This is a genomic window from Pseudomonas sp. FBCC-B1667 (genome assembly GCF_059133255.1).
The window spans coordinates 5458495-5483718 of sequence record NZ_CP101437.1 but is presented as its reverse complement, the minus strand read 5'-3'; the positions used below and the strand labels follow the sequence as shown (position 1 = coordinate 5483718).

Here is a 25224-nt window from a genome sequence, read left to right as displayed (position 1 = left end):
CGGAGTAGCGTAAGTAGAAAGTTCGCTATACCGAACTTTTGTCATGCTAGCCGATGTGCGCTGTCCCAGCGTGGTCGTACTGGCTTCATCTGATACTCATCCCCAGGGGGGAATGGTATGTCCAGAGAACATGTTGACCATCGCGACATCGCACGGTTCGCCGAAGATAAGGTGAACCTGCCCAAAGATAAGGCTAGCGCATACCGAGAGCAGGCAGGGCGCTTGCAGGAGAAATTGGAGCGCTACCTGTCAGACCACCCAGATTTCTCGCTCAAACGGATGCTGGTCTCTGGAAGCCTGGCAAAAGGGACCGCTCTGCGCTCGCTAAGCGACATTGATGTGGCCGTTTACGTAAGTGGATCAGAGGCGCCGCAAGACACTAAGGCGCTGATTGATTACCTGGCCGAGAAATTGCGCAAAGCCTTCCCCAACTTCAGCCCTGAGCAGGTCGTACCTCAAACCTACTCAGTCACTGTGTCGTTCCGTGGGTCAGGTCTGGACGTCGATATCGTTCCCGTACTCTACAGCGGCCTCCCCCAATGGCGAGGCAATCTGATCAGCCAAGAAGATGGCTCTTTCCTCGAAACGAGCATCCCGCTGCACCTAGAGTTCGCCAAAGCACGTAAACGCGCGCAGCCTACTCACTACGCGCAAGTGGTGAGGCTCGTGAAGTATTGGGCTGCGCTGATGAAGCGTGAGCGCGACGGCTTCCGGTTTAAGTCGTTCATGATCGAGATGATTTTGTCGAAGCTGTGCGATGACGGTGTCGACTTCTCTGACTACCCGGAAGCTCTCCAGTCCTTCTTCACCTACATCGCTCGCTCAGAGTTGCGCGAGAAAATCTACTTCACTGACAACTACTCTGCGTCACAGGTCGGCACATTCTCCGACCCCTTGCAGATCATTGACCCTGTGAATCCGACCAACAATGTTGCTCGGCTATACACGCAGCAGAACATTGACGCGATCATCGAGGCGGCTCTGGAAGCAGGTGATGCCATTGACGCAGCGCTTTATGCTCCTAATAAGCAACTGACTGTTGGCTACTGGCAGCAGGTCTTCGGTTCAACCTTCCAGGTGTGAGGTAACAGTATGTCGTCCGCTAGCTATTCGGTCACAGAGTCCCAAACCTTCACCTTGACTCACGCCAAGCACATGGCCGCAAAGGTAGCCGCTGATCTGATGCGCCTTCAACGCCTCTATGGTAGTCCGAGCACCCAGTGGATCTTGGATTATGAGGAAGAGGTAAAGGTCTTCCTCAAGGCGGGTTACCTGGACACTGTGACCTATGGGTTTAAACGCGATGGAAAGTGGATTGAACCCACCCTTAAGTACACCGCATCCGAACTATCGAGCGGCGATGTTGACGATACTCCGGGGCGTATTCGTCCGAATGCCGACATCGCTGGGGCAAGTTTCTACAGCTACATGACCTACAGCACTGCTTGGAGAAACGCCTCTCAAAGCGAACGAGATGTCATTAAGGGGCAAGTGCCAATCAGCAGAAGCGGGGCGGATGAGCCAGAGGTTAATGGCTATTTGACCTCAGACCTTTCGTATTCATCCGGGGGCCGTGCCCTCAACCGTTCGACCGTAAGGAGTTACTGATGAACAAGCCAGCGTTGGATGAACTCTTCGAATACCGGGTCAACTACCCAGATTTCGAACCACAGGAGCGGCTGGCTAGGTTGGTCGGCCTGGACGACCAAAAAGTCCGCCTGACAAAAATCCTTGGCCTTCTGGTTAACTCCTCCGGCCTCACCGACTGGGCTAAAAAATTCCATCCTGGCTCCGAAGCTCTGATCGAAACAGTTCTGCGGCGCCCACCTCTTGTCGTGCTGGCTGGTGATGTAGGCAGCGGCAAAACTGAGCTGGCCGAAACAATCGGCGATGCCGTTGCCCGGCAGGAAAAAATCAATATTACGCTTTTCCCACTTAGCCTCTCGACTCGCGGGCAAGGCCGAGTCGGTGAAATGACTCAGTTGATCTCAGCGGCTTTCGATTACACCATTGAGGAGGCCAAAAAGCTTAAGTCGAGCGAAGGCCGGTCTCGCGGCGCCGTCATTCTGCTCATCGATGAAGCTGATGCCCTTGCTCAGTCTCGCGAGAATGCGCAGATGCACCACGAAGACCGAGCTGGTGTGAACGCCTTCATCAGGGGCATCGATCGGATCGCAAACGCTCAACTGCCAGCCGCAGTGATCATGTGCACCAACCGTCTCAATGCCTTGGACCCTGCTGTGAAGCGGCGCGCAGCTGAAGTTCTGTCTTTTGGCCGACCGAACGAAGAGCAACGCCGCAGCATTCTAACCCGGCGCTTGGGGCCACTCGGCCTTCCTAAAGTCGCGCTGGATGATCTCGTGAAGGTAACTGGCCCGAGGGAAGGTGACATTCCTGGATTCACTTTTTCCGATCTGACTCAACGGTTGATCCCGTCGATAGTCCTAGATGCCTACCCTAGCCAAGCGGTGAAGCCGGGCAATGCCTTACGAGTTGCGCATGAGATGAAACCGACTCCTACTTTCCAGGATCTTTAATCCTGACGCCAGACGCTGGCTCCCATGCCCCGTGAGTGAAAAATTATGGCTACGAAAAAGGATCGCATTGCCGACACTGCCTGGATGAAAGATGCTTTTATGGATGTCCAGGTGGAGTTGGCCCTCAGGCTGAAGCGAGCAGCTCAATCCATCTCGCACGCTGGGACGCACGGTACAGTCGTCGAAGACCACTGGATTGAAGTATTTAGGGCCTATTTGCCTAACCGCTATCAGGTTGCGACGGGCTTGGTGATTGACAGCCAAGGTAACCGAAGCGATCAAATTGATATCGTCATCTTCGACCGTCACTACACTCCAACTTTGCTCGATCAGCAGAGTCATCGGTATATCCCCGTCGAAGCCGTGTATGCGATTTTCGAATCCAAGCCACATTTTGACAAAAGCTACCTGGAATACGCCGGCAAAAAGGCTGCATCGGTGCGCAAGCTACACCGAACTTCTGTCCCTATTGCGCATGCTGGTGGGACATACGATCCCAAGCCTCTTTTCCCAATCCTCGCGGGAATCATCGCACCAAAATCAAGTTGGGCTGATGGTTTGGGGGAGCATTTCCTCAAACACTTACCGGTAGAAGAATCGGAGCAGTTGGATTGTGGTTGCGCGCTTGATGACGGGGCATTCGATACCTTCGATGGCAAGCTCAAAGTCGTCGACGCTGAGGGATCGCTTATCTACTTTCTGTTCCGTCTTCTTTCTCGGCTTCAATCGCTAGGCACGGTTCCGGCAATTGATTGGGCTGCGTATGCAGCGGTCATAAATAGATAGGCATTTACATCTGGCATTCCCGATAAGAACCTAGAATTTTAATCTTGACGAAACCATTTGAGCAGCCTGCAAGGGCTACCAAGAGGATCAGGTCAAACTTCAAATCCCCCAAAGGAAGTCGACACATGAGTAGTAGCACTGAAACAAAACCGCTGAAAATTAAGCCAAGCGAATTGTACTACACGGATTACAGCGACAAGGCCGTACCTGGGGATGATCCCAATAAGACCAAAGAAGACGCTGGCAGATTCAGTCGAAAAGAGAAGTACGAAGTGGTTGATATGATTAATTCAATCATATGGAAGGATAATAAAACCAGCCTCAATGCGCTGTTGACCGTCGAATGGATGCTTCATAAAGAGCTGCCATCCAACGTACAAGGAAGAGAAAAAGTCCAAGCTTGGATATACGCTGAATATAACAAATTCCTTCCTAGTCGCCCTGCTAGGCTCAAAAGCTAATGCATATCTGCGACTGATCTTCAAGATCAAGTAGCTTTAGAAAGGCGAGCGCCTGTGGGAGTCAGGCTTGCCGCATTGCAGATATGGGGCAACTTCTTTCGTTATGCGGCAACCATGATCTTTAGCTTCCATGATCCCACCGGCTAGAGTTTCGCAACTGTACAGACTCTTAGTATCGCGCTTTCGCAGGATGAAAGCGTTGCAAGGTGTAGTGGTCTAATGAAACCGGACACCCATTTAGGCGAGAATGCTCGCCAGATCGAGGTGTCAGATGACCAAACAACGCCGTTCCTTTTCTGCTGAATTCAAACGCGAGGCTGCCGACCTCGTGCTCAAGCAAAACTACAGCTACATCGAAGCCAGCCGTTCGCTCGGCGTCGGCGAGTCGGCCCTGCGCCGCTGGGTTGATCAGGTTCAGCAGGAGCGCCAAGGCGTCACTCCGCAGAGCAAAGCGCTGACCCCGGAACAGCAGAAAATCCAGGAGCTGGAAGCCCGGATCGCCCGCCTTGAACGGGAAAAATCGATATTAAAAAAGGCTACCGCGCTCTTGATGTCGGAAGATCACGAGCGTACGCGCTGATCAATCAGCTGAGCGTCCATGAGCCGATTGATTGGCTGTGCAAGGTGTTTGAGGTCACCCGTTCGTGCTACTACGCCCAGCGTCTTAAGCGCCGCACACCGGATGTCGAACGGCTTCGGTTACGCAGCCGGGTGAGCGAGCTGTTCTCGCAAAGTCGCAGTGCTGCGGGCAGCCGCAGCATCCTGTCGCTGATGCGTGACGACGGTGAGCAGCTCGGTCGGTTCAAAGTGCGCAGCCTGATGCGCGAGCTTGACCTCGTCAGTAAACAGCCCGGATCACATGCCTATAAACGAGCGACGGTTGAACGGTTGGATATCCCGAACTTCTTGAATCGAGAGTTCGATGTTCCAGCACCCAACCAGGTGTGGTGCGGCGACATCACCTACATCTGGGCCCAGGGGAAATGGCATTACCTGGCTGTCGTGCTGGATCTTTGCACGCGCCGGGTGGTGGGCTGGGCGTTGTCGGAAAAGCCGGACGCCGATCTGGTTATCAAGGCGCTGGATATGGCTTACGAGCAACGAGGAAGACCTCAGGGTCTGCTGTTTCACTCGGATCAAGGGTCGCAGTATGCGAGTCGTTTATTTCGCCAGCGGCTGTGGCGATATCGCATGCGCCAGAGCATGAGTCGTCGGGGAAATTGCTGGGACAATGCGCCAATGGAGCGCGTGTTCCGCAGCTTGAAAACGGAGTGGATACCGACCACGGGTTACCGAACGGCTCAAGAAGCCCAGCGCGATATCAGCCACTTCTTGATGCATCGGTACAACTGGGTTCGACCCCATCAATTCAACGGTGGGCTGGCGCCAGCTCGGGCCGAAGAAAAACTTAACGTCGTGTCCGGGATTAGTTGACCACTACAAGGTGGCAGGTGCGTGGTTTCAGATTTTTTATTATTTTAAGGAAAACGGTAAAGTGCTTCTGGCTGTCAGCAAGTTTATTCACCCGTATCTTGAGTTTGTCGGTGGTGCTGCGTTTAGTTTTGGGCACGTACTGCAAGACCTAGGCGTTCCAAAATCTGAATTTTTTCAAACTCACCTGAGCGGCTTTGTTCCGAGAGCAATGACGTTGTTGTGGGTCCTTCTTCTTTTGATGCCACTGATCATTGGTGCTGCTTACACCTTGGGACGGTTTAAGGGTGGCGTCATAGCGCTTTGCGTGCTCCTTGCGCCAGGCGTACTTAACTTGATGGATTTTTTCCCAGACCTTCGATACGGCGCACCAAGTTCTTCTACGGGGGGCGTGGGTGTGAGCGGAAATGTTATGGCGCTCATTCCTTTATTGGTGATGGTCACTGCTGCTGGGTGGTCAATCACGGTGCTGCTGTACGATACGTTGAAATTAACTGATAAATTTCATCATTATTATGATCACCTTTGGTTTTTGACAGCGCTGACCGCTGCGGTCTTTTTTGTGACAGACAGCACGGCCAGCAACAGTGCCCAAACCCTCAATAATGTATCGCGAGTAGCTCAGGATTCAAGTCGCTATCTTCTCCTGCAAATCCGCCGTTACCAAGATTATTGTCGGATTAACGGTTTGGAATCTACCATGTCTTGTCAGTGGAGCAATTACTCACAGTGGACGATTGGGCCGCTTGCTGAATATAGTCCAGTCCTTTTTAAAGAGTTTGCGCCCGAAAGCAGTCGGGGATTTTTTTAGCAACCGAGAGAATCGAATCTGTCGGATGAGGATATTTTAACCATCAGGCGGGAGCTGTTGGAATACAATCAGAAAGTGTGTCCTGTGAAACAGTTGTCTAAAGACGCTGCTCAGTACGCTCCGCTATCGGAGAGTTGTGAATCACCTCCCTTTGAGTATTGTACCGCGTGGCCGGACGGACCAGAGGGTTTCGTTGATCGCTACATTTTTCAGCGCCCAGTGGCAATTGCTAACGAGTGCATAATTCCCAACCTGGTTAAGCTGAAATCTAGAATGCCAGGATTGCTTGCTGATGATCGTGAAGCGAGCCAGGTGAAGAACTACAGATGGTTTTACTTCTTGTTTATCACGCTGGCTGTTGGTGGAAAGATAGCGAATTCGAGTACAAAACTCGTCGATTTTAAGAAAAGGAAGAGAGCGATTTTTGTGAAGGATCTTTGGCGCCTCACGATTTTCCTTGCTTCATTCGTTTGGAAGGCGTTTAGATTTGGTCTGTCTTTTTCTCGTTATACGGCCAAGGCTGCTAAAGCTAAATATAAGGCTCTAAGGCCTTCTCTTGAGGGAGGCGCGCCCTAGAGGTGCTCGGAGGGGGCATCTGGCATACTCCCTTTCTGCGGATGCTCGGGGGTGCGGCCGACGATGTGAAGGCCAGGCCCCCAACCCCCGCCATGGAGGGGCCAGCGCCTGCGCTGCTATAGCTGCTTTGCAGAAGGTGCCACGTGGTGGGCCTTGGGTTGAGTCGGCCTAAGGTGAGGTTCATGATCAGAAATGACCCGTTGATTCGGCTCGACCGTAGCATTGCGATGGAAGGATTACAGGCTGCACGCATACCCTAAAGGCTCATTGACAGCATCTTTTGGGATTTGCATTCTTCATTCTCTGAACCCACCAAAGAACAAGGATGTGAGATGCGTAAAGCATTAATTTTTGGTAATGGCTTGGGCATGGCCCTTGCCCCGCAGCATTTCAGCCTTGCGGGGGCTATGCATGATGTGTGGCATCTACCGCATTTACTCACAGCGGAAGACCGGAGACTTATCAGCCTTACGCTAGGGAATGAGGGCGCGATCCCTCAGAATGAAGAGCAGCTTGACGTTCTTCATCAAGCCGTCACAGCTTGCAAAACGCTAAACAGAATACTTTCACCAGATCTTCACTGGCTTACAGAGCAGGGTCGGCGGTTTCCTATGGCCGTAGCCAAGTATATGCACATGGTTGCGACCAGATTGCATCTTGCCGATGCTGACTTACCCGAGCAGTTTATAGCGTCGCTATCAGCTTTCGTCCGCCAAACAAATTCCCATGTTGCGACTCTGAACTATGATCGGCTTTTATATGGGCCTTCATTGATAGATGAGTTTTAGCTGGTTTTGATGGCAGTCTAGTCGATGGAATAACTAATGCTGGTTTTGATTCTGCGAATCTGGAAAGGCAGTGGGGGAGGAGTTTTGGTTACTACTTACATCTTCACGGTTCGCCGTTGTTTTATACGGACATTGATAGGCGGGTTCGTAAGCTTCAGCGACATGAGATTAATATGTTTGCGGCGAATCCATCCGATCACATAGTCTTGACCCATGTTGCGCATAAGCGTTCAGTGATAAGTGCATCACCGATTTTAATCACGTACTGGCACTATTTGCATCGCGCACTGCAAGAGGCGTCAGAGATTGTAGTGGTAGGGTATTCAGGATGCGACACGCACCTGAACGAAATAATCGCCATGTACGGGGCATATAAACATATTCGAGTAATTGAGTGGGCTGCAAATCACTTCCACCCTGTCAGACTGTCCCAGTGGCAGGGTGTATTCAAGTCAATGAACCTGCGCTTAGATCTATATGCAAATATATTGGATAATCAAGTGTGGTGACTGCAACCGGAGATCGCAGATATGGCGAGCGGCTACAAAAGTCCTGAGTATCGCGGTGTGCCGCTACAGGCTCTCCATGCTTTGGCAGAGGATGTACACCATGGAACCTTCAGCGCTTGCGCTGCTGTAGCTGCTGGGTGGAAGGGGCCAGGTGGCGCCTTGCTCATGTCAGGTCAAGCTATCACAAAGGCGTAATGTCACCGGTCGCTGAGTATTGATGGCGCAAAGGCTTCACCCATGGTACACAACGATCCAAAAGGTGGCTTTTAGCCATTAAGCATGGGGTGGGGCAGGGATGCAATTTGTAACGAACGGTCCAGATATTCCAGATGAGCTGCTCCAAGCCCATGAAGAAGGCAGGGTCATCTTCTTTTGTGGGGCCGGTATTTCTTATCCGGCTGGGCTCCTGGATTTCAAAGGTTTGGTGCAGCTCATCTACAAGGAGGCGTCGACCACCTTCGATAGCGCCGAGCAGAAAGCTTTTGATAACTATCAGTTCGATGCCACGTTGGATCTACTTGAGCGTCGCTTGCCGAACGGGCGCGCTGCTGTTCGAGAGGCTTTGGTGCGGGCTCTCAAGCCCAACATCCGACTCAAAGGCGCGACAGATACGCACGCAGCATTGCTGAGGCTGGGAAAGTGCCGGACCGGTGAAGTGCGTCTTGTAACCACAAACTTCGACCGAGTGTTCGATGCCGCAGGTCGACGCACAAAACAGCGTTTCAATTCTTACTCAGCCCCAATGCTTCCTCTTCCCAAAAAAAGTCGATGGGATGGGGTCGTTTATCTGCACGGCCTACTGCCGGATAAACCTAACATTTCCGAACTCAATCGACTGGTTATTACCAGCGGTGACTTTGGACTTGCTTACCTGACTGAGCGTTGGGCTGCCCGATTCGTAAGCGAATTGTTCCGCAACTACGTTGTTTGCTTCGTCGGGTACAGTGTCAGCGACCCAGTTCTGCGCTACATGATGGACGCTTTGGCTGCTGACAGAATGCTGGGGGAGATTACACCTCAGGCATGGGCATTTGGATCTTGTACGCCAGGAGAGGAAAGCCTTAAGACCGCTGAGTGGAAGGCAAAAGGGGTCTCCCCCATCCTTTACAACACTCAGCCTGGGGCAAACTCACATAGGGGATTGCACCAAACTCTGAAAGCTTGGGCAGAGACATACAGTGACGGAACGACGGGTAAGGAGCGGATCGTGACCACTCACGCTCTCTCCAGGCCTTCGGCAAGCACCCGGCAAGATGATTTCGTGGGGCGTCTGCTGTGGGCGCTTTCTGACAAGTCAGGGCTACCAGCGCGCCGGTTTGCAGATTTCAACCCTGCTCCGCCCTTGGAGTGGCTGCTTGGCGCCTTTAGTGACCCCCGGTACTGCTACTCGGATCTCGCGCGCTTTGGTGTTCCTGCTCACGCTGAACCTGATCCTAAGCTCAGCTTCAGTCTGGTTCAAAGACCTTCGCCTTACCACTTGGCAGCGCCGATGACGCTGGGAAGCGGGCGCACGGGTCACTGGGATAATGTGATGTTCCAGATCGCTCGGTGGCTTGTTCGGCATCTCGACGATCCAGACCTTCTACTTTGGCTTACTACGCGGGGCGGATGTATCCACGAGCGGCTTGCATTTCTTATTCAGGATCAACTGGGGCGCATTGCCAAGCTTCAAAGCGAAGGAAACACCTCTGAGCTGGATGCGCTTCGCAAAAGCTCACCTAACGCGATACCTGGGCCTCACATGCGCAAGCTGTGGGGACTGTTCCTGGCTGAGCGGATCAAGTCGCCTTGGAGAGACCTAGACCTCTATAGCTGGTTGGAGCGGTTGAAGCGAGATGGTCTGACTGCCAGTCTTCGACTGCAACTCAGGGAGTTGCTTTCGCCTGTGGTGTCGATCTCCCGGCCGTTTCGATTTTCAGAAGACCAGGATGTCTCAGCAAAACACCTGCGCGATCTGGTGAACTGGGAGTTGGTTTTAGTCTCCGACCATGTACGATCCACGCTCTCCGAGTCGTCTCGTTCGGAGTGGGCACCGGTCTTGCCCTTGCTACTGGAGGATCTCCAGGCATTGGTTCGTGATGCGTTGGATCTTTTGCAAGAACTGGGAAGCGCCAATTCCTTCGAGGATCGTTCGTATTGGGATCTGCCGTCTGTTAGTCCTCACTGGCAGAATCGTGGCTTCCGCGAGTGGGTCGTGCTCGTTGAGTTGCTAAGGGATTCGTGGCTGACTAATTTCGAAGAACACCCTGAGGTTGCGGCGAAGATCGCGCACAGGTGGTTTGAGATTCCATATCCAACCTTCAAACGCTTGGCGTTCTTTGCAGCCAGTCAGGATGGTGCCATTTCTGCTGATGAGTGGGCTGAATGGCTACTTGTCGAGAATGGTCATTGGTTGTGGTCCACCTCCACTAAGCGCGAGGTCTATCGCCTGCTTGTGTTGCAAGGGCGCATGCTGCCCCTTGCCGCTCAAGAAAGGTTAGAGGCGGAGATTATGGCCGGGCCTCCCAGAGCAAATTTCGTGGAGGACATTACGGATGATCGCTATCAGGAACATGTAGACCGGGCGGTTTGGAGGGCCTTGGCGAAGCTTCAGTACGGCGGGCTTATACTGGGTGATCAGGCACAGCAAAGACTTGATGCGCTGTCCGCAGCCTACCCACATCTACGCTTGGCAGACAATGAGAGCGACGAATTTTCTCATTGGATGAGTGGGACCGGAGACCCTGATTATCAGCAGCAGCGTGTTGTCAGGCCTGCACCTTACAAGCGTGAGGCACTGGTCCAATGGCTTCGAAATGTCCCGGCAGCTGATGAGTACTTCGATGAAGACACCTGGAGAGATGTGTGCCGAAAGCACCTTCTCAACAGCTTGTATGCTTTGGGTGACCTAGCGGATGAGGGCCAATGGCTCTTGGGTCGCTGGAGGGACGCTTTCCAAGCATGGAGCGAATCTGGCATTGCTCGAAAATCATGGCGTTATGTTGCTCCGTGGATCAATAGGATGCCAGATCGTGAACTTGAGCAGATAATTCATTATGTAACTCGATGGCTCGATGAGGTATCCAAATCAGAACTTCAAGATATGGATATGTTTTTGGGGCTTATCCGAAGGGTGATGCATCTGCCCCTGGAAGCGGATACGGGGATGACCAGTAATGGCGAACCGATAAATCAGCCAGTCACTGAAGCCATCAATCACCCCATTGGGCACGTTACCCAGTCTCTGTTGAATATTTGGCAGAGATCAGGCCTCAACGACGGTGATAGTCTGCCAGAGTGGATGGGGCAGATTTTCACCGAGCTGTGCCACCCGCACGTGGAACGATACCGCCATGGCAGGGTTCTGCTTGCTTCCAGACTTATTGCTCTGTTCCGGGTGGATGAGGTATGGACAAGCGTAAATCTGCTTCCTCATTTCAGCTGGGCTCGCAATCCTGCTGAAGCTAGAAGGGCCTGGGAAGGCTTCTTGTGGTCGCCCCGCCTGTACCGTCCACTCCTGTTGGCCTTCAAAGTCGAGTTTCTCGATACCGCAAGCCATTATGCGGATCTGGGTGAGCACGGGGAGCAGTTCGCGGCGATTTTCACTTATGCAGCCTTAGGTCCACTTGAGGGGTATACCACGGAGGAATTCCGTGATGCCTTTGCGACGTTTCCACTGAAAGCGTTACAAGAGTCGGCTCAAGCTTTATCACAAGCGCTGGAAGGGGCTGGGGAACAGCGGGAGGAATATTGGCAGAATCGGGTACTGCCCTTTTGGCAACATATCTGGCCAAAATCCAGGGACCTAGTGACATCCAATATCGCTGAGTCATTGATCCGGATGTCCATTGCGGGCGGAAGAACATTCCCGGACATCCTGAATGCAGTTCACGACTGGCTAGTGCCCATCGAGCATTTGCACTATGTCATCCACCTGCTTGATGAGTCAGGCATGTGCATGGTTTTCCCTGAATCAGCGTTGCGCCTGCTGGCTGCGGTAGTTGGCGAGCAGACTTGGCCGCCTTCTGAGCTGCGCTCTTGTCTTGAATCGATTGCACATGCCCAGATCGACCTTACTGAGCGTCCAGAATACCGCAGGCTGACGGAGTACCTGCGTCGTCGTGGTCAGCCATAGTGCGAAGAGCCTTTGGTGCAGCGGGCCAGTTGATTTCGTGCAAGGGAAAATGATGCAGGATGGTTGAATCGCTGCTTATGGGTAAAGCAGGCCAAGTGAGAGGTGAGTTTGATCCGCTCTACAAACACGGTTACGTTAATGCGATCAAGAAGGTGCTTGCTGAGATTGAGTGATACCCCTGACGAGTGGAGGCAACCCGCCTAGATATGCTGGGCTCATTCGGGGCGCAAGCCTCGGTCAATACCCGCTTAGGCGGGATGATCCCAGCGGATGGTTCTTATGCCCTTTTGTTAATTAACCACTCGGCCAGCCCTGAATTGACTACCAGTTCTGCGATTCGGAATAGATTCCAAATATGAATGTTTTTATGCTCTGTCACGAGGGCACTTAAGTCATCTGCGCAGGTATGATAAATGAAGTACATTTCGTCGAACTGGTCATATTCGTTAAATGAGTTAAGATAGAGTTCAAAGTCAGATTTTGAAGTTGAAGACTTTATCTGGACGAAGGCCCGTTTTTGAGTCGAGGGCGAATAAACATCAAGATCAATGTCTTTCTCAGTTTTTCCAAGGACTGAGAATCTTTGCCAGCCTGACTTTGAGAAAATTAAATCAATTAACAATTCGAAGTCATGCCACCAGAGCCCCCTGATAAGCTCTTCAACTTCATATATGAGTTTTTGCAAAGTTTCTTTTGCATTATTAACTTGTTCTATTGTGTGGCCGTTTATCTTTTTTATCAGATAGTCTTGCATCTCCACAGAACAAATTGTTCCGCGATAGCCCTGAACCTTTGTCACTCTGCCATCAATATTCTCAACCCTGAGGGGATTGCCATGAATATCAACAGACGACCACTGTCCGATTACATCACGTATGCGGCTTTTGTCTTCGATTTCAGCGACTGTTTTATGGGCGTGACACCAATAGAGTCTTTTTTTATAAAATGTTATCCATAGGCAACTCTCGTCAAGCTCATAGAAATCCCGGATTTGCTTGACGGAGTTAGAGGTCGAAGCTTGCTTTCCTTTTCTTTCCTTAAACCAGTAATCTCTGAGTATCTCCCAGTTTCCATCCAGTGCGTCTTGATGGTGTGGGCTGCGGTAGCCAAGCCTTATTGTGCCATGCTCGATGCAGGAAGCCTCCCATTTACCACCCTCACCGAGTTTAATGAAGCGAACTGTGCTAGGGTTGATTTCTTGCAATTCTTTTCCTTAAATTGACAAAGTAATGCGTGCCGGTGTTATTTGTATGGAGTAGTTCATTGTCGATTTGTATCTTTCGATCAATGTTTTCTTTCAGTATAAATCGCTTGTGGCGCCAGTTTGCTCAGCCGGATGCATACTGTGTTGGCTCTCCCAAAACATTACGAGAACCTTGATTAAGTCAGTATGTGAACCTTGCTCCGCCGCATCCTTACCACATTTAATTCTGGGATGCGGCGCGCCGACACCTATGTTCTACGCTGCTTTTTTCCTCCGCGCCTCTAGATCATCTCGCCACTGTTTGAGCGACTCAATGTCAGCTTTCAGTTCTGCCTCCTCTGGCACCTGGACGGGCACCTCATCGGACTGGCTATGTTCAAAGCAGCTGAATTTGGTCATCAACTCGTCAATCCGCTGAAGATCCTCACGGGTTATTCCGAGCAGAGCGGGAAGCCGACCATCGGTGGAGATGCCGCGCCGATGTCGCACGACAATTTTGTACAAGAGGTCATCCTCAACCGATCTTTCAATCAGCTTTCTGAAATCACTACAGATGCCCTGAGCTAATGCATTGTAAGCCGCTGGCCCCGCAGCTTCGCCGGCTTTCTTTGCGTCTCTCAGCCGTTCCAGCAGAATGTTGTTCGCGGTTTTGGTTGAGCTGTTCCATACCGCTTGGTCAGCTGGATGGCCCGAAGCTCCGCCAAAAGACTCGATGCACATTTGCTGGAAGTTAGCCTTCTTCCACGATTCGCCGATTTTCTTAGCAACATCATCCATCGCCCCATAAAACGATAGTCTATGGGTGAAGATGAGAACCTGGCGTTCCTTAGCCAGCTCAGCTAGACGGCATGCGACCCTCCATTCGAAGTCGTGATCTAGGGAAGAGATGGGGTCGTCGAAAATGAACGGTGCGACCCCTGGCTTGTCGGTAACATCCGCCAAAAAAGCCGCCAGAGATATGATCCGACGTTCACCTTCGCTCAAAACTTTGTCAGGAGAGTGATCCCCGTTTTTTAGTGATTTGAGCTTAAGTTGATGAAGTACCTTTCCTCTAGTGGTTCTGGTCTTTGTTAATTCAACCTGAATCCGCGTGGCGCCAAGCGCACGTAGTTCATCGTTGAATCGCTTGACGTATAACTCTGTGACCACGCTTTCAGAAATCTCTGTCGCTTTAGTGGAGATACGACGAGAGCTTGCAGCACTCTTCAGCTTGTCGAGGACTTTATGATCCATGAGCCTCTGCTGCTCTTTCCTAACAGCTTCACTTTGCTGTGAAACCCATTGGTTGGCTTCAAGCGCCGCTTTCTCCGCAACAGCCTTTGGTCTATCAAACTGAAGTGAATCTTGATCGAACTGAACCGCTTCAGAGGTCAACTGCTGCGCAAATTGTTCGAGTACCCCTAGGTTCGCAGCCATCTCGGGGACAGCCCCGGCCATGCCGGTCTGCTCATGATCAAGCAATGCTTTCCTCACAGCCCCCACATTCATCCAAAATCCCCATAGGGCTGCCATCCACTCAGGCGTAGTCAAAGCTGCCGCAGTACACTGCGTTTGTACTTCGGCCTGCGTGAGGCCGACTGGGAGCGTTCGGATACTTTCGTCGTACGCTCGCTCAGATGTCTTTGCATCTGTTTCCAGCTTGCTTAGTACAAACTGCTCGAAATCATTAAGTCGGTCTTGGGCTTCAGGCGATAATTCTTGATGGCAGAGGACGCAGCGCCCGTCTTGGGTCACTGGGTAAGGTCGGTCGGGGTAGGGGATCAGAGAGTATGCGCGGGCTGCTTCCCACATCGCTTTCCATGTAGGTGTGCCGACACCTTCCAATACTGCTGATTTGGCTTTAGCGCCCTCAATCGCAATACGTCGCTTGTCGGACGCTTCTGTCCGTTGTTTCCGAATGACTTGAATCTGTTCGGCACTAAACGCCGCTACGGCTGTTTTGATGCCTCTGACTATATTGGTCACCTGTGTGCAGGTGTCGCGCTTTTGCTTCGCAAGTGATGCCGGATCATTTGTCTTCAGTCGTTCATTGAGCGCCTCCAAGCTCCCTAGGTTTTCAGGAGTCCATCGCAAAAGCTGTTCGACAGCTGATGGCGTCAATGAGCTAAGGCGCTGATAGTCTTTCCCGGCAGCCGTACTTTGGTAGGCGGCAGGAATGATCGGAAGCTTGCTCAGGAGCTGGTCTTGCTCTGCCTGCAAAGCGTCCTTGACCAAGTCAGTGGCCGCAGCCAGTTTTTCAAACAGACCCATAATTGGTGGGCTGTACGTTGCTGCGCTTTCGCTTTTGAGATAATGAAGAGCTTCATCACTGTCGAATATATCTATATCGCGTAGTTGTTCGATTGCGGCGTCAGTGATGTGCCATTCGACGCTTTCGGATGACTGGTCTAGTTCAAAGTTGAGAGTGCATTTGCTGGAGGCTGGCGCCGCCTGGAAAACGTTCGGCTTGAGATCGCCAGCGCGAGTCTTGCCTGTCGCTTTTTTGAGAATCCTTGTGTAACAGGATTTTCCGGACCCATTATGGCCGTAGATAACAGTCAAATTGCCGGTGCCGAAGTCTAGCGGTGCTCTAGGTCCAAGGCTCTCGATGCCCGTGACGTCTGCAATGCTTTGCAAGCGGAGTACTGAGCCAGCAGGGGCATGTGTTAGCTCATCAAAAGTCCGGTGTTTGGAGATCGCTTGGCCTGCTGGTGTTTTTAGCAGGGATGCAATCTGTGAAATGTCATTCTGCGTGAGATTTCCATGCTTCAGTAGCCTGTCAGCAGCCTCCTGAAGCCAGTCCGCTTGCTCAAGCAGCCACGTACGAACCTGTCCCTGCGCGTCCATAAGATACTCCCTGCCGACGATGAGTCATTTGACGCTAGCAGATCCCTTCATATGCGCAATTTCGTGGCCTGTCTTTGAATTCTCAGGGGACGTCCAAGGTCTCGTGCTTCCATATGAGATCCCAGTTTTCTGAAGGGTTTAACAGCTTTGGCCGATTCACTTCGCCGAAAACACTGCTGGTATAATCCCTCGCGGTGCTCGCCTCTGCCGTAATCTGGGGACAGTCCGGAGGTACGGGCGGGCCATCACCTTATTTTTCTAGTCCAGAAACAAACGATCCCGCTGCCTGCATCATTCCAAAGCGGCGGGAGCCAGGTTCTGGAAAGGTCTAATCAGGGTTTCGCCTTGTCCGTGATGCATGGCTTCAAGCGGTCAGTATCCGTGCCGCTTTCTTGGCTTCTATCGATGTCGCCGTTCGCATCGAGGTAGATATGCGTTGTCCACCATTTTGGGGTGATGTTGACGCAATGGTTGCGAGTCCTTTCCCCCCACCAGTAAAACTCCATAAAAAAGCCTTCATCTGGAAATATGTGGCCGAAGTCCATCGAGGTCTCGCCGGGGTACAGCCCACCACGACCACTTCTGTAAATCCTGTTTTCTGTGTTCCAAACAACTCCAAGATTCTCTGTGGCGTCCTTTGAATAGTGAACGGTTACAGTGGGAGTTGCGACATACCAGAACGCAAGCGGAGAGATCATCAGGGAGAGCACGGCAAGGATTCGCCGGAATCTAATTATTTTCACATTTGTGCTCACGTATGCCGTCTCCCCATTCCGTTGGTGCCACTGCTAACACTTTGTCCATCACCATTTTGGCTGTGATACCTCCATTCGGGTGCTCCTTGAAAAGCTGCACACCTATCTGAATCGATATTCGGTCGGGAGCATCGTCAAAGGCGCGGGCTCCTTCAACATTCCCGGAACGGTGTGGGCCAGGAAGTGGTTTTTCAGGTGTCTGTTGCGTTAGGACTTCTACGATTTTTTCTTCCGCTTTTCGAATGAAATCTGAGGCAAATTGTTCAACGCCCGCACCGTCTGAAAGAGCGCTTTCGGACAAACCACCAGCCATCCCCACATACCCGTAATGGACGTTCGACCAGATGTCGTAAAAATAATCGTAAGCTCCTTGTTTGTACCAAACACCACCAAAGAGTTTAAGTAGGATGGGTTTGTGATCCCAGGGGCGGTTTTGACCAACTCGCTCAGTCCATATGGCCATAGCAGCCGCACCATTTGCAGCTCCTATCGCTTGAGGGCTTGTCGTTCCAATCTGTGCATACCAAGGCAAGTCCATTTGCTTGCGGGTTTCTGCTGCAACGTCGTAGCTCAGCAGCTCTTTCATCTTGATGACTGCCGGATCGTGAATGTTGCGATTCATTTCGTCAGCAATGTAGCTTGCCGGTTTTTCCATCATGTCTGGATCATTGCAAATGGCGGGCTTTTTATCTGGCTCTGTCTTCTCTTTCGAGTCAGCAGAGACTGCTTTCGGGTCCACCAAAGCGTTCGCAGCTAAGGCTTTCTCCTTGAGCTTAGGGTCAGCCAATAAGGTCGCCATCTTCTCATCGTCCACAGTGCCATCTGGCCGGAACACTCCGAGCACCATGAAGTTGATGATGGTTGCACCACCGGCGTCGCCCATAACAAATCCACCACCGACGTCGCCTGACCCCGTAATGATCGTTCCACCGTGGCTGGTTGGGCTGCCTAAGTGAGCCATGGGACGGCCATTGACTTGAATCGAGGGAAAACCGGTGGTGATTACGGCTCCACAACCACAGGTATCGCCAACGCGAGCCGATCCCATAAAGTTGATATTTACGTCGCCACTGGCGGAGGCAATCGGAGTAGTGCCATGACCTGGCATTGGGCAGACATGCTTGTCACCCAAGCGAGCGGAGGGAGTCATTTATCTTCCTTGAAGAGCGGAGGGAGTCATTTATCTTCCTTGAAGAGTAGTAGCAAAGCCCCTGTGTGGAGGCTAAAAGTGCTTAGACGCGAAACGAGCTTACCGTGATCGTCGATGCGATGTCTGTAGGAATTGTCTGATGTTTTCACTCGTTGTAGGCAGAATTCGGCCTCAGCTAATACTAAGGGCTTGTACCACTCCTGTGTGAAGAGTAGCGTTCAACGCTTCCTTTTTCATCTAAGAGAAAAAGTATGTTGGCCATCATAGGGCCGGAACATCGCAGCAGGTCTGATAGTTCTTGTCGTAGCAAGTGTCCCTGATTTTTTCCAGCACTGAAGACGTATCGCAAGTTAATAGTCTATTAAGAGTCTGAGGTCTGAGCTAGGAGTCCTGGCCAGAGCTTTGTTTGAGTAAGTCATTATTTATTTTCGGCGATTTTTGGCTTGCTTTTTTGTTTCTCTCGATAATGATTGAATCGTTCGGGACTTCCAATCTTGTACTCCTATCCTCCGATTGCATTTCAATAAGTGTCGTGGTTCCAACTCCACGGAAAATAATCGTGGCGTTTTCAAATCGCTTGTAGTTTTCTAATTTTGAGTCAGTTTGCCCAGGAAGTAAGCTGGAGTAAGGCGGTTTTACGTGAATAACGACCTTTTCGATTCTGATGTTTGCAGTGGTCATTGCAGTTTGTAGTAAGTCAGTTGTGATGCCCCCAAAACATAGTGGTGTAACAATAAGAATTCCAATAATCATTGCTCTCGTTTTTTTCAACCATTCAATATCAACTGTTTGGCTCTCTTTTTGGCCGTGTTCTATTTTTGGTTTTTTAGAGTCGATCAGCGATGATTTTATTTTTTTGTTGTGGTCGAGAAGGGTGGAGTACATTATATACTGGAATAGTGGTGTGATCATAAGCGGTATGTGTTCGACTAGGTTATTTCTAGATAATGCATAGATAAATATGGCTCCTGATAGTCCGAACAATACTGTTGCTAGATTGATTTTTTGATATTCAAATATCAGAGATGATTTTTCTTTGCTCAGTTTTTCAGCCGTTCTTAGGTAGAGCCTTAGCGCTGGGACTAAAACTGGTGATAACAATACGCCGGTTGCTGTTATAAGTCCTGTGAATATTAGGCAAATTCCACCAAAGCAAAGTGCGGCTATTAAAAAAAGCAATCCATCACCTATCGAGACGCCTTGTGGGTAGTGGCCATTTATTAGTGAATAAATAACAATGCATCCCCCGCCAATTAGTAATCCTATTTTGGCAGATAGTGAGAGGGTTTTAATAATTAAGTCTAATTGGTTTTCATAGCTATTTTGGTTTTCTAGCATTATATAATCTCACTGATTTAAGAAGGCGGAATAGTGTCGCTGTTGGATGTTGTCTCAGTAGCGGATTGTATAGTTTTTCGAGCGCGCATTAACCTTATTTTTCTGCGAGAACGGAGCGATACAGTGCTACAGTCGATGCTTATCTGATTACGGCAAGAGGGAGGGTTGGGAGGATTTTTAATTTTTTATTTTAGAATTCTGGAAGGCTTTCTAAGTTGTCTTCCTTCTTTGTGTTCGCATTTGTCGCCAAGAATACTTCATCGATCACATGAACCATTGCGCCGACGCGCCATTTCTCATTTTCCCAATATATGGTTTGGAAAGTGGTATGACCCAATGAAATTATGCGGGCTACAAACTCTCTGTCAGTGATGAGCTTGGTGGTAGTGCCAGCTTTTATTACCTTTAATTGTTGAATATTTCCTGAAGCTCTGTCTTTGCGTATTGCAGCTATGTAGAAGTCAGCAGCCATTTTTGATTCCTTTTCGTTAAGTGCTCCCTCGCATCTGCATTTTTAAGTGGTGGCAAAATAGTGTCAATGGGTGAGATGGCATTATTTGATCATCCGTACAGCTTTGTAGATTGTCCGACGAGTTTTTTCAGCTCTTGGTAGGAAAGCTATGAGTGAGCGAAGCAGGGGTAATTCGCCGCGTGGTGTTCTACGCCAGTCGTGCATTGATCCTGTGTAGTCGGACGCCCTGTGCATGTCGGCGGAATGTCATTTGTAGAGCTGCTGGGGGTCTCTCAGTTGCACCAGGTGCGTGAGCACCGGGCGGAGTGTGGAAGAGTGGAAAATGTAAGCTACAGTGACCAGTAGTATCGTGTGAAACCAATAACTGCTGGGTTGTAGTTTATACAAATTAAAGCATATCAAGGAGATAGTAATATGAGCATCAAGCCAGGGCCTAAGCCGAAAGCTGAATCGACTGGAAAAACAGATCAGCGCCGAAGTGTTACTCCCGAGAACAAATCTAAACATCCCGACTTAGATGTTCATAAGCACAAGAAAGGGAAGTGACCTTTTAAAAGCCCCCGCTTTAGATAGCTGGGGTTTCAAGGTGAACGTTAGCATTGTAAGGTTTGAAGTCGATGTTGATGCCGGTGTCGGCTTCGCCGAAGGTGTCCAAGGGGGCTGGATTCAATGCGCCAGATTGAGCAGGTGGCCTTTGAATGTGCCCTTGCGTCACAGGTCTAAGGCGATGACGATAAAATGGCTTGCGCCTCAATGGTGTGGTATGATAATGGTTGTGCAGAGACTTTAGAGGGGCTATTCCATGAGTTTCAAAATTTTCTTCTCCAAAAACCTGGTGTCTGAAGCAAACTTGAAGCTATCTAATCGTAAAACCGATTCTGGCGCCAAGTTGCCAAGAGAAGTAAGCGATATAATTTATAGCTCTCGTCAAAGCACAGAGGACATCAGGTCGGCATTCAAGGCGGCGTCTTTGCGTTTAAAGAAGGCGTGATAATTAGATGGCTGATGGTAATTACAATTACATTTATACTAAATTAGTAGAAAATGAAAATGATATTCTCGGAATTATTGCCTATTCCCTCTATAAGCGGCAAAAAATCGAGTATGTTCAGAGCTTAAAGGAAAAGAACGGTTGTGACCCTAGTGATGGTGACTTGTCACAGTTTCATGATGTCAGCAACTCTCAGTTCCAGCTCCAAGCTTATCGCAACCAAGCAGACAAGTTAGCTCAAGATTTTTTGACAATATCGTTGGAGACGAGAGCTGAAGAGTTGGAGAAATATTATAAGGAACACGCTACTAGTGAGATTAAGAGCTACAAGCCTAACTATTGGATAGGCGTGTCTCAAGGTGTTTTGGCATCTGTGATTTTTGTGATGTTGCTCGGGTTGCTCGTGATTTTTACTTGGAGCTTAAATCAAGGTCCGAGGCAGGTTATTGAGCAGGTATTCAGTGTATCAATATCTGACCGGGTAAGCTCTGATGATGCAACAATTCCAGCTGTTTCTTCACCTAGTGAGGTGACGGTTCGCAAGGATAAATAGTGATAGAGGTTCGCGCTCAATAGCTAGGTGAGGTGGTTCGATTTTTCTTAAATGAATTAACCTGTCAAATTTCAGCGTGATTGTAAGTGGTCAATTAGATCATTTTTTACCAAATGCCTCATCCCGCTCGAATCATAAAAGTCTTAGCCCCCTATGGTTTAGCTGGCTTCGCCAGAATGTGTCCAGCAAAAGGCCGGTTGCACTCACGCTACCCTGGATATGCCCCGATTACCGATTACAGAGCGACGGACGTACGCGTGTTCCTAACAAGCGTAACGTCTTTTGGGTTTCGCAGCCCTAAGCACTTCAGTTCCTTGGCTCAAAGACTCATAGTGAGCAAACCTCTTGCCCAGAGTACCGCCCCCTGGCCCTGTTCGCAGAATGCGCTCATAGTTCAAATTAGAAGACTGACAAATTTTATTGCCATCCACAATTCATGTCGTGGGTGTAACGGGGCGCACCAGCATCAGTAGCGCTCAGGATCTATAAAAAAACCGATGCTTTCTAAAATATCATTTAAAGCCCCAATAATACGAGGCTCTGCATAAAGCTCCAGTCTCGTGTACGAAAGAGCAATGGCTAAACGTGCTTGTTGTTCACTTAGGAGTGAGGGATCAAAAGGCCACACCTGCACATTGATCGCATTGCCATCGGAATGGCTATCATCATCCATCAAATCCGCGCTTTCTCGCACATCCATCCAATCGATTAATGAAATCCCAAAAGTCTTCTGAGGGCCATCGGCGAGCATAGTTCTATGGTCTAGGAACGTGTCGCCTACCGGTATGAGCCTTTCAGTGGGAAAGTTTCTTGCGCGTACATCCATTAATCGTGGGGATGAAACATAACTCCTGACCGATTCGAGATCGATTAGGTGGTGGCCTTCATAGAGACGTTTGTGTAACGCATCCAAAAGGTCGAGTTGATTGCACATAACTAGTTTCATGATCAGTCGTCGTAATGCAGATCGCAGCGTGGGTGATGGTAATGCATGCGTCTATTACCGACCCGAGTACCGCAAATGGCGCAAATGCTGACGGACATCGCTTCAGCGAAATTGAAGACGCCTGTGACGAAGTCATCACCACCGCGATACTGGATTCTGAGAACGCCAAACTTTTCCTTCACCTCTTCCACGATGACCTGTTCGCATCCAGGTGCTATTTCGCATCTGGCATAAACGAGGGAGAGGGCGTTGTTGAGAAGGTCATACCACCCATCCTGACATCCGAATCCCCAAAAATACTGTCCATCGACCAGTCTGGCGTTTGGAAATAGGGACAGATTGGGTTTACACAGCATCGCCTCGTATTCTGGGCTCATAGGTGCCTCCTCATGCAGGAATATTCAGTCATCACCAATCTCTTGAGTCCGTGCGCCTACGACGTAGGTCATCACCTCAGAACGCATTCCGCTGGAAGGCCAGATGATCTCGGCTGTCGAAGCCTTGAATGTTTTCCGCTTAATATTCGTGGGGAATTGATCGAAACCCTACAATTGTAGGGCGCTAAAAATCGAAGTTTATGGCTCTATCCTCACCTTTGCAAGAGGTGATCGATGGATCTCAACGTTGCTTTTGCAGCGGCGCTCAAGGGCATGCGGCTGCTCAGAAACCTTCCGCAGCAACGATTTTTCGCTACCACTTCCAGGGCCTACATGACGCACTTGGAGCAAGGAAGGAGGTGTCCGGGCCTGGGCAAGATCGAAGATCTCGCTGCGGTGATGCACGTGCATCCCGCGAGCCTCGTGGTGGAGTGCTATCTGCAAAAAAATCCAGAAATGGATCTAGATAGTCTGCTGGCAAAAATCAGGGAAGACCTGACTTTCGAAGGCTATGAACACGTGAACGACCCGCGCGACAGCAGATGAATCATGCAGCTAATGAAGGAATATTTGGCTCGTAGTCGTGAGCTGGTGAATCACGGGCAGAGCCCAGTTGTGTCATAACGGCAGGGATGAGCCCATTCCAAAAAAACACATACCAATACCGGAGACTTGCGTGACCATTTTTTCATGCCGCGCAGAGTGTCAGGACGATCTTGATGGGTTCATTGAGGCCGCGAGGAGGGCGGGTGTGGAGATGATCATCCGGGCGTATCCGGATAAGGTTTTCCCAGATGTCGACATCGAAATTAAAACCCAGGAAACAAAAGAAATGTTGAAAGGTCTGCTTGCAGATTCTGAAGCGCACGTTATGCGTCAGACGTTAAGAGCGGTTCCTCTGGCGAAGAATTCATTGGAGCGAGACCTCAGGGTAAAATGATTCTCATGGCTCAATGCTGGTTTTTTGCGCAATGAGCTATAGATAGACGCCATGCTCGATCTTCCAAATCAGCGCTCTTACTGTGTCTATGCCAACAAGAGTCGATAGCAGACTCGCCGGGGTGTGTCCGTTCAGAGCAATGCTCGGGCCGACCAGCCAGGCAACGGTCTCTGTAGCGTTCCTTTCAAACAGTGCCAGTGCTTCTTGAATGACTAGGCCTTGAGCCAAGGCGTAGTCGTTCTCCATGACCGTGAACTTTTTCGCCCTCTTCAAGCGGCGTCTCGTTCCGGCTGACATTCCCAGCAAATCGAATAGCTTGTTCTGGGATATCTCAAGTGATGTCGCGAGATCGCTGTAGAAGCTGGAGGTCAGTTGGTTGCGGGCAAGCTTCTCGACGTTTAGGCCAGATGCAATGTCGAGTGTATTTAGGGAGGCTTCGACTGATTCCTCCATTGTGGCGCTCTCTGTTGTAGTGACCATAGCGAGCCTTTTATTCCTCATCGAGTAGGAGGGTTCGTTTTGGAGAAAAATCAATCTCAGCGAGGTCTGGGAGACGGTTGTAACAGTCAAATAGGACTCCATCGGACGTTACAGGGTTACGCTGACCCTATGTCCATTTCACGTCATTTTCCCGGCCCAGAGATGGCAATTTCTCCCTCCGCATATCTACGCACTCAGTTGGCGTCTCAGCAAGCAGTGTCATTAGATCTCGCGCAGCATGACGTGCGTTTCTGGGAATCAGTTTGGTGTCGGAGGAGGGCTGATCTCTTACGCCAGGTTCACTGGGTTGCGTTGATTTCGTCGACATTGCAGCTTTCTCTGAGGAGCCGGCTTGAATTTACACGCAGAATGATCCGGGGGAGATTGGCGTCTCGAAATAACGAACATCAGTGATGCGGTGCGGGCAGCCTTTCTGCTAGAGAAGGGAAGGCAGAAATGCGTTAGCAGTTCGGCCATTTTCTACCCTGCACCTTGTTATGTGTTGATGCGTTGATTGCTCATCAGCTTACCGCGCTGCCGGCCCCATGCCCTTTGAGCACCGATCAGACGACGAATCGTCGAGCATTTGAAGCTGCTTTGTAGTTACCATCCTGGGTAGGCGGTAAGCTGGAAGCAGTCTCATCATTAGCAATTCATTTTGAAAATGAGTTGCACTCATCTATATTCTCATTTATATTCATTTCAGACATGAATTCGATGAGGATACCCAAAAATGCAGTGCATTATCCAGATCAAAGAGGATTTACTCGCCGCCTTGCTCACCCATGCTACAAAGAATGGCTCAACGGTAGAGGTTGTTATCGACGATATTTTGCGGGAAGCCCTCGATGACCCAGATTTAGAAAGCAAATCGCTAGGTGCCTTCCTTCACGTGGCAGTAAGTGGGGTAGACGCAATCGAAAAAATGTCTGAATTTACGCTCGACGACGTTTTAGGGTCTGAGGATTGGAATCGTCTGAGTGGTGGTGATCGTAAATCGCTTGGACGCAGTTTCCGAAAAGAGGTTGAACGCTTGGGTATCGCCGTGTGGCTGCGCCGCAATAGCGCGAATAAAGCCATTTACCTGAAGCGGTAAACTAGAAATACCGCCCGCTGTGCCAAGCCCTAGCCCTAAAAATTCGGGGCCTAGGACGTAGAGGAGCCCGATGATCGCGCTCA

23 protein-coding genes are annotated in these 25224 nt (G+C 50.3%); 14 read left to right on the top strand and 9 right to left on the bottom strand.

Features of this window, described 5'->3' with window-relative positions; genetic code table 11:
* Positions 1 to 117: 117 nt before the first annotated feature.
* The 10 genes from NL116_RS25345 to dsr1 all read left to right on the top strand — a co-directional run bounded on the left by NL116_RS25345 (position 118) and on the right by dsr1 (position 12013).
* Positions 118 to 1083, top strand: coding sequence for a CBASS oligonucleotide cyclase (locus tag NL116_RS25345; RefSeq protein WP_420650617.1), 966 nt, complete (start codon positions 118 to 120; stop codon positions 1081 to 1083).
* Between the two features lie 9 nt (positions 1084 to 1092).
* Positions 1093 to 1608, top strand: a complete 516-nt coding sequence (locus tag NL116_RS25340; protein WP_494374546.1) for an HORMA-1 domain-containing protein — start codon at positions 1093 to 1095, stop codon at positions 1606 to 1608.
* Positions 1608 to 2537 (top strand): AAA family ATPase, encoded by a 930-nt coding sequence (locus NL116_RS25335; protein WP_461968907.1) that lies wholly within the window; start codon positions 1608 to 1610, stop codon positions 2535 to 2537. Before NL116_RS25340 ends, NL116_RS25335 begins: the two co-directional genes overlap by 1 nt.
* Before the next feature lie 45 nt (positions 2538 to 2582).
* Positions 2583 to 3323: a DUF6602 domain-containing protein gene (locus NL116_RS25330; RefSeq protein WP_461968909.1), complete on the top strand. Its 741-nt coding sequence runs from the start codon at positions 2583 to 2585 to the stop codon at positions 3321 to 3323.
* Positions 3324 to 3448: 125 nt separating this feature from the next.
* On the top strand, positions 3449 to 3784 hold the full coding sequence (locus NL116_RS25325; RefSeq protein WP_494374545.1) for a hypothetical protein: 336 nt from the start codon (positions 3449 to 3451) through the stop codon (positions 3782 to 3784).
* A 271-nt stretch (positions 3785 to 4055) separates the two neighbouring features.
* Positions 4056 to 5218, top strand: a protein-coding gene (locus tag NL116_RS25320; RefSeq protein WP_494372978.1) for an IS3 family transposase whose coding sequence is annotated in 2 segments (ribosomal slippage) — positions 4056 to 4311 and positions 4311 to 5218 — 1164 coding nt in all. Because the reading frame shifts where the segments join, the coding sequence is not laid out codon by codon here.
* Between the two features lie 61 nt (positions 5219 to 5279).
* Positions 5280 to 6026, top strand: coding sequence for a hypothetical protein (locus NL116_RS25315; protein WP_494374544.1), 747 nt, complete (start codon positions 5280 to 5282; stop codon positions 6024 to 6026).
* A gap of 57 nt (positions 6027 to 6083) precedes the next feature.
* Positions 6084 to 6602 carry a hypothetical protein gene (locus NL116_RS25310; RefSeq protein ID WP_494374543.1) on the top strand — a complete coding sequence of 173 codons (519 nt, stop codon included), beginning with the start codon at positions 6084 to 6086 and terminating at the stop codon, positions 6600 to 6602.
* Between the two features lie 332 nt (positions 6603 to 6934).
* Positions 6935 to 7390 carry a hypothetical protein gene (locus NL116_RS25305; RefSeq protein ID WP_494374542.1) on the top strand — a complete coding sequence of 152 codons (456 nt, stop codon included), beginning with the start codon at positions 6935 to 6937 and terminating at the stop codon, positions 7388 to 7390.
* An 804-nt stretch (positions 7391 to 8194) separates the two neighbouring features.
* Positions 8195 to 12013, top strand: a complete 3819-nt coding sequence (dsr1, locus tag NL116_RS25300) for an anti-phage defense-associated sirtuin Dsr1 (RefSeq protein WP_494374541.1) — start codon at positions 8195 to 8197, stop codon at positions 12011 to 12013.
* A 277-nt stretch (positions 12014 to 12290) separates the two neighbouring features.
* Here dsr1 and NL116_RS25295 read toward each other — a convergent pair whose 3' ends face one another.
* The 6 genes from NL116_RS25295 to NL116_RS25270 form a co-directional block, all read right to left on the bottom strand.
* Positions 12291 to 13217 (bottom strand): hypothetical protein, encoded by a 927-nt coding sequence (locus tag NL116_RS25295; RefSeq protein ID WP_494374540.1) that lies wholly within the window; start codon positions 13215 to 13217, stop codon positions 12291 to 12293.
* A 255-nt stretch (positions 13218 to 13472) separates the two neighbouring features.
* Positions 13473 to 16043, bottom strand: a complete 2571-nt coding sequence (locus NL116_RS25290) for an AAA family ATPase (protein ID WP_494374539.1) — start codon at positions 16041 to 16043, stop codon at positions 13473 to 13475.
* Positions 16044 to 16375: 332 nt separating this feature from the next.
* The gene (locus tag NL116_RS25285; RefSeq protein WP_494374538.1) at positions 16376 to 16798 is read right to left on the bottom strand and encodes a hypothetical protein; all 423 of its coding nucleotides are present in this window, start codon (positions 16796 to 16798) and stop codon (positions 16376 to 16378) included.
* Positions 16773 to 17948, bottom strand: coding sequence for a polymorphic toxin type 44 domain-containing protein (locus tag NL116_RS25280; protein WP_494374537.1), 1176 nt, complete (start codon positions 17946 to 17948; stop codon positions 16773 to 16775). The genes NL116_RS25285 and NL116_RS25280 overlap by 26 nt, the downstream gene beginning before the upstream one ends.
* A 381-nt stretch (positions 17949 to 18329) precedes the next feature.
* Complete coding sequence (locus tag NL116_RS25275; protein WP_494374536.1) at positions 18330 to 19286, bottom strand: hypothetical protein; 957 nt, start codon at positions 19284 to 19286, stop codon at positions 18330 to 18332.
* Between the two features lie 190 nt (positions 19287 to 19476).
* A complete protein-coding gene (locus tag NL116_RS25270; RefSeq protein ID WP_494374535.1) occupies positions 19477 to 19758 on the bottom strand; it encodes a DUF3892 domain-containing protein in 282 nt (93 codons plus the stop codon).
* Positions 19759 to 20756: 998 nt separating this feature from the next.
* Here NL116_RS25270 and NL116_RS25265 point away from each other — a divergent pair.
* Positions 20757 to 21302, top strand: coding sequence for a hypothetical protein (locus tag NL116_RS25265; RefSeq protein WP_494374534.1), 546 nt, complete (start codon positions 20757 to 20759; stop codon positions 21300 to 21302).
* 466 nt (positions 21303 to 21768) lie between these two features.
* Here NL116_RS25265 and NL116_RS25260 read toward each other — a convergent pair whose 3' ends face one another.
* Both NL116_RS25260 and NL116_RS25255 read right to left on the bottom strand, forming a co-directional pair.
* Positions 21769 to 22236 carry a hypothetical protein gene (locus NL116_RS25260; RefSeq protein WP_494374533.1) on the bottom strand — a complete coding sequence of 156 codons (468 nt, stop codon included), beginning with the start codon at positions 22234 to 22236 and terminating at the stop codon, positions 21769 to 21771.
* A gap of 14 nt (positions 22237 to 22250) precedes the next feature.
* The gene (locus NL116_RS25255; protein ID WP_494374532.1) at positions 22251 to 22625 is read right to left on the bottom strand and encodes a hypothetical protein; all 375 of its coding nucleotides are present in this window, start codon (positions 22623 to 22625) and stop codon (positions 22251 to 22253) included.
* Positions 22626 to 22859: 234 nt separating this feature from the next.
* Here NL116_RS25255 and NL116_RS25250 point away from each other — a divergent pair, with 234 nt between their 5' ends.
* Together NL116_RS25250 and NL116_RS25245 are read left to right on the top strand one after the other, a co-directional pair.
* A complete protein-coding gene (locus NL116_RS25250) occupies positions 22860 to 23171 on the top strand; it encodes a helix-turn-helix domain-containing protein (protein WP_494374531.1) in 312 nt (103 codons plus the stop codon).
* 205 nt (positions 23172 to 23376) lie between these two features.
* Positions 23377 to 23565, top strand: a complete 189-nt coding sequence (locus tag NL116_RS25245) for a hypothetical protein (RefSeq protein WP_494374530.1) — start codon at positions 23377 to 23379, stop codon at positions 23563 to 23565.
* A 36-nt stretch (positions 23566 to 23601) separates the two neighbouring features.
* Here NL116_RS25245 and NL116_RS25240 read toward each other — a convergent pair whose 3' ends face one another.
* Positions 23602 to 24135 carry an antitoxin Xre/MbcA/ParS toxin-binding domain-containing protein gene (locus NL116_RS25240; RefSeq protein ID WP_494374529.1) on the bottom strand — a complete coding sequence of 178 codons (534 nt, stop codon included), beginning with the start codon at positions 24133 to 24135 and terminating at the stop codon, positions 23602 to 23604.
* Between the two features lie 643 nt (positions 24136 to 24778).
* On the opposite strand from NL116_RS25240, the gene NL116_RS25235 reads away from it, so the two are divergent.
* Complete coding sequence (locus tag NL116_RS25235; RefSeq protein WP_494374528.1) at positions 24779 to 25141, top strand: DUF1413 domain-containing protein; 363 nt, start codon at positions 24779 to 24781, stop codon at positions 25139 to 25141.
* Positions 25142 to 25224 lie beyond the last annotated feature (83 nt).

What these genes read in the sequence shown, in the direction of transcription:
- NL116_RS25235 (WP_494374528.1), top strand. Translation starts at nt 24,779, where the DNA reads ATGCAGTGCATTATCCAGATCAAAGAGGATTTACTCGCCGCCTTGCTC.
- NL116_RS25290 (WP_494374539.1), bottom strand. Translation starts at nt 16,043, where the DNA reads ATGGACGCGCAGGGACAGGTTCGTACGTGGCTGCTTGAGCAAGCGGAC.
- NL116_RS25270 (WP_494374535.1), bottom strand. Translation starts at nt 19,758, where the DNA reads ATGGCTGCTGACTTCTACATAGCTGCAATACGCAAAGACAGAGCTTCA.
- NL116_RS25275 (WP_494374536.1), bottom strand. Translation starts at nt 19,286, where the DNA reads ATGCTAGAAAACCAAAATAGCTATGAAAACCAATTAGACTTAATTATT.
- NL116_RS25305 (WP_494374542.1), top strand. Translation starts at nt 6,935, where the DNA reads ATGCGTAAAGCATTAATTTTTGGTAATGGCTTGGGCATGGCCCTTGCC.
- NL116_RS25345 (WP_420650617.1), top strand. Translation starts at nt 118, where the DNA reads ATGTCCAGAGAACATGTTGACCATCGCGACATCGCACGGTTCGCCGAA.
- NL116_RS25265 (WP_494374534.1), top strand. Translation starts at nt 20,757, where the DNA reads ATGGCTGATGGTAATTACAATTACATTTATACTAAATTAGTAGAAAAT.
- NL116_RS25260 (WP_494374533.1), bottom strand. Translation starts at nt 22,236, where the DNA reads ATGTGCAATCAACTCGACCTTTTGGATGCGTTACACAAACGTCTCTAT.
- NL116_RS25340 (WP_494374546.1), top strand. Translation starts at nt 1,093, where the DNA reads ATGTCGTCCGCTAGCTATTCGGTCACAGAGTCCCAAACCTTCACCTTG.
- NL116_RS25335 (WP_461968907.1), top strand. Translation starts at nt 1,608, where the DNA reads ATGAACAAGCCAGCGTTGGATGAACTCTTCGAATACCGGGTCAACTAC.
- NL116_RS25280 (WP_494374537.1), bottom strand. Translation starts at nt 17,948, where the DNA reads ATGACTCCCTCCGCTCGCTTGGGTGACAAGCATGTCTGCCCAATGCCA.
- NL116_RS25255 (WP_494374532.1), bottom strand. Translation starts at nt 22,625, where the DNA reads ATGAGCCCAGAATACGAGGCGATGCTGTGTAAACCCAATCTGTCCCTA.
- NL116_RS25325 (WP_494374545.1), top strand. Translation starts at nt 3,449, where the DNA reads ATGAGTAGTAGCACTGAAACAAAACCGCTGAAAATTAAGCCAAGCGAA.
- NL116_RS25330 (WP_461968909.1), top strand. Translation starts at nt 2,583, where the DNA reads ATGGCTACGAAAAAGGATCGCATTGCCGACACTGCCTGGATGAAAGAT.
- NL116_RS25250 (WP_494374531.1), top strand. Translation starts at nt 22,860, where the DNA reads ATGGATCTCAACGTTGCTTTTGCAGCGGCGCTCAAGGGCATGCGGCTG.
- dsr1 (WP_494374541.1), top strand. Translation starts at nt 8,195, where the DNA reads ATGCAATTTGTAACGAACGGTCCAGATATTCCAGATGAGCTGCTCCAA.